At 70.7% G+C, this 3,872-nt stretch carries 4 protein-coding genes and 1 pseudogene; 4 read left to right on the top strand and 1 reads right to left on the bottom strand.

Features of this window, described 5'->3' with window-relative positions; all coding sequences use genetic code 11:
* Nucleotides 1–491: pseudogene (locus tag C5B96_RS08760) on the bottom strand (hypothetical protein); the annotation flags it as partial.
* A 183-nt stretch (nucleotides 492–674) separates the two neighbouring features.
* Here C5B96_RS08760 and C5B96_RS17975 point away from each other — a divergent pair.
* From C5B96_RS17975 to C5B96_RS08745, 4 genes are all read left to right on the top strand, one after another.
* Complete coding sequence (locus tag C5B96_RS17975) at nucleotides 675–806, top strand: hypothetical protein (RefSeq protein ID WP_255414719.1); 132 nt, start codon at nucleotides 675–677, stop codon at nucleotides 804–806.
* Nucleotides 803–2,368 carry a glycoside hydrolase family 1 protein gene (locus C5B96_RS08755; RefSeq protein ID WP_104244972.1) on the top strand — a complete coding sequence of 522 codons (1,566 nt, stop codon included), beginning with the start codon at nucleotides 803–805 and terminating at the stop codon, nucleotides 2,366–2,368. The genes C5B96_RS17975 and C5B96_RS08755 overlap by 4 nt, the downstream gene beginning before the upstream one ends.
* A gap of 84 nt (nucleotides 2,369–2,452) precedes the next feature.
* Entirely contained in the window at nucleotides 2,453–3,019 is a 567-nt protein-coding gene (locus C5B96_RS08750) for a LemA family protein (protein WP_104244970.1), read from the top strand.
* Nucleotides 3,020–3,046: 27 nt separating this feature from the next.
* On the top strand, nucleotides 3,047–3,872 hold an 826-nt coding region (locus C5B96_RS08745), incomplete at its 3' end, for a M48 family metalloprotease (protein WP_104244968.1).

Genomic DNA, 3,872 nt, shown 5'->3' with positions numbered 1-3,872 from the left:
GCGCTCGGCGCCCCCGGCGCGATGCTCGGCGCGGGGCTGGGGGCCAGGGGCGCGGCAGCGTCGGGTGCGGCGGTGGGGGTCGGCGCTTCCGCGGCGGCGTCGGCGCTTGCGGCCGCACCGGGCACGGTGGTGGGGGTCGGCGCTTCCGCGGCGGCCTCTTCGTCTGCGGCGGCGTCGGGCGCGGTGGTGCGGGTCGGCGTTGCGGTGGCGTCATCCTGCGCTTCCGCTGCAGCGTCAGGCACTGCCTCGGCGGCGTCGGGGGCGGCCCCAGGGGTAGGCACTGCCTCGGTGGCGGCAGCGTCGGGCGCAGCCGTGGAGGTGGCGGCCGGCGCGGGCGCCGCCACGGCATCCAGAGCCCCCGTCGTCAGCGACGCCCCGGCGGCCCCGAGCAGCCCGACGAGTGAGAGCGCGACCAGCAGGCGGAATCGCGAACGCGGGGCAGCCGGCCCCGCCGGCGCGCCCTCGGTACTTCCCCTGATGACACCTGACACGTTCTTCCATTTAGCAAGCATTTCGCCGCAAAGTCAAAGCCCCATGCGGTTGCATGCAACATGCGTGCCTGTTGTCACGTCCCCGGCGATCGGCGCCCGGCCGCCGCGGCCGCGCGGGATACAGTGCAATGCACCGCTTTTCCGGCAACCATCAGGGCCCTCGTTCGAGCGGTCGAGGAGATCATGACCGCAGACGCCGACCCAGACGCCGACATCCACCGCGACGCCGACATCCACCGCTACGCCGGCAACCACAGCGGCGCCGACCTCCACCGCGACGCCGACACCCACCGCGACGCCGTGGCCGGCGCATGAGCGGCCCGATCGGTTCCAGCGGCCCGCGATCCTCGAGCAGCGTCGGCGGCCCCGGGCCGAGCGGTGCGGGCGGGCCCCGCCGGGCATCCGGAGCCGGCAGACGGCGTGTGGATGCCCGCGACACCGCCCAGGGCGAGGCCGAAGCGTTCGCGACCAGGCTCCCGGCGGGCCTCGTGCTCGGCATCACGTCGAGCGCGTTCCAGATAGAGGGCGGGGTGCGCGACGGCGGTCGCGAACCCTCCGTCTGGGACGACTTCAGCCACCAGCCCGGCCGCATCGAGGGCGGGGCGACGGCGGATGTCGCTGCCGACCACTACCACCGCGTCTCCGAAGACGTCGCCCTGCTCGCCGGGCTCGGGGTCGGCTCGTACCGCTTCTCGTTCGGCTGGCCGCGTCTTCAGCCGACCGGATCCGGCTCGCTGAACCGCGACGGCGTCACCTTCTACGACCGACTGCTCGACGAACTGCTCGCGGCGGGCGTCAGCCCGATGGCCACACTCTTCCATTGGGACACGCCGTCGGCACTGGCGGGCGGCTGGCTGAACCGCGACACCGCCAGCCGCTTCGGCGACTACGCCTACGCCATGGGGGAGCAGTTCGGTGACCGGGTCGACCGGTGGGTGACTCTGGATGCCCCCGCCACCGTGATGCTCGAGGGCTACGCCTTCGGGCGCCACGCCCCCGGCTCCACGCGCGGCCTCGACGCCCTGCCCGCCGGGCACCACCTGCTGCTCGGGCACGGAATCGCGGTCGAGGCGCTGCGGGCGGTGCCGGTGGAGGGCCGGATCGGCATCGCGAACGCGTACTCGCCGGTGTCGGCGCTGACGAGTTCCGACGACGACACGCAGTTCGCCGAGCTGTGGAACCTCGTGCACAACCACATGTTCGGCGACGCGGTGCTGCGGGGGTCGTACCCCGACGTTCCCGATGCGTTCGCCCGGGTGCTGCGCCCGCTGTTCGAGGCGCCCGGGGGCGATCTGGCGCGCATCCACCAGCCGCTGGATTTCTACGGCGTGGACTACTCCTCCCCAACGCGCATCGCGGCGGGAGTTCTCCCCAGCGTTCTGGGCGATCTTCGCGCGTCGGGCGGCGCGCTGGGGTCGCTGCCGTTCCACATCGCGCCCTGGCCGGAGTTCGACCGAACGCCGTCGGGGCTGCCGAACGCGCCGGAGTTCCTCGGGGTCGCGCTCGCCGAACTCGGCGCGCGCTACGGCGCCGCGCTCCCCCCGGTGCACGTCACCTCGATCGGGCTCGGGCTCGCCGACCGCGTGGTTCTGGATGCCGCGACCGGCGCCCCGCGCATCGCCGACGCCCGGCGCATCGACTACCTCACCGAGCACGTGGTCGCCGCCCTCGACGCCGCCCCGGCCGCGGAGGGCGCATCCGGAGCCGGCGGCGTCAGGCTCGAGGGGATCCACCTGCGATCGCTGCTCGACGGCTTCGAGTGGACGGCCGGCTACAGCCTGCGCTACGGGCTCGTGCACGTCGATCCGAACACGCGCGACCGCACGCCGAAGGAGTCGTTCGCCTGGTTGCAGCGCGTTCTGGAAGCGCGGTCGTAGGTCGCGGCATCCACCGCCCGTCGTCGCTGGGAGCTTGCCGCACCTGCCGTGTGTGAGAAGCCCTCAGTCGTTATAGTTGTGGGCATGGAATGGCTCATCCCTCTCATCATCGTCGTTGTGCTCGTCGTCATCGTGGGCATCTACCTCTGGGCGACGTACAACTCGCTCGTGACGCTGAACGTGCGCGTCGACGAGGCCTGGAGCGACATCACGGTGCAGTTGAAGCGGCGCGCCGACCTGTTGCCGAACCTCATCGAGTCGGTGAAGGGCTATGCGGCGCACGAGAAGGGCGTCTTCGAGTCGGTCACGCGTGCCCGCGCCGAGACGCTGAGCGCCCAGGGCCCAGCCGAGGCATCCCTCGCCGAGAACCACATGCAGTCGGCGCTGAAGAGCATCTTCGCGGTCGCCGAGGCGTACCCGCAGCTGCAGGCCTCGCAGAACTTCCTGCAGTTGCAGGCCGAGCTGGTCGACACCGAAGACAAGGTGCAGGCGTCGAGGCGGTTCTACAACGGCGGCGTGCGCGAGCTGAACACCAAGATCAAGGTCTTTCCGAACAATGCCTTCGCCAAGCGCCTCGGCTTCGACTCGCGCGACTTCTTCGAGGTGAGCGACCTCGCCGCCATCGCCGAGCCGCCGCGCGTGCAGTTCTAAGCGTCTCCGCGGTTCCCGGCAGGCCCTGTGTACCGAGCGATAGCGCAGAATAAGCGCAACACCGTCATCATCCTCGTTCTGTTCGTGCTGATCATCGGCGGGCTCGGGTACCTCGCAGGGTTCCTCTACAACAGCCTCTCGCTGACCGTCGTCATCCTGGTGTTCGCCATCGGGTTCGCCGTCGTGCAGTACTTCTTCGCCGCCTCGCAGGCTGTCATCTCGAGCGGCGCCGTCGAGATCGAGAAGGCCGACAACCCCAGGCTTTGGCGCATCGTCGAGAACCTCACCATCGCGTCGGGCATGCCGATGCCGCGCGTCTACCTCGTCAACGACGCTGCCCCCAACGCCTTCGCGACCGGGCGTGACCCCCAGCACGCCGTCGTCGCCGTCACCTCCGGTCTGCTCGACATCATGACCGACGCCGAACTCGAAGGCGTGATGGCGCACGAGCTCGGGCACGTGAAGAACTACGACATCCGCGTCTCGCTGATCGTCTACGGGCTGGTCGTCGCCGTCGGTCTCATCGCGGACTTCTTCCTCCGCATGGCCTTCTTCGGCCGCGGCAACAACAACTCGAACCCGCTGCTGCTCGTGCTGGGCCTCGTCGCCGCGGTCATCGCCCCTATCGTCGCGACCGTCGTGCAGCTCGCCGTCTCCCGCCAGCGCGAGTACCTCGCCGACGCCACCAGCGCCATGACCACCCGGCACCCGGATGCCCTGGCCAGCGCCCTCGTCAAACTCGAGAACTACGGCCGCCCGATGCTCCGCCAGTCGACGTCGATGGCGCACATGTGGATCGCCGACCCCCTGAAGCCCGGCCTCATGAACCGCCTCTTCGCCACCCACCCGCCCA

Origin of the sequence: Subtercola sp. Z020, assembly GCF_002931235.1 — a bacterium.
Taxonomy (GTDB): domain Bacteria; phylum Actinomycetota; class Actinomycetes; order Actinomycetales; family Microbacteriaceae; genus Subtercola.
This window is presented reverse-complemented; position numbering and strand designations above follow the sequence as displayed.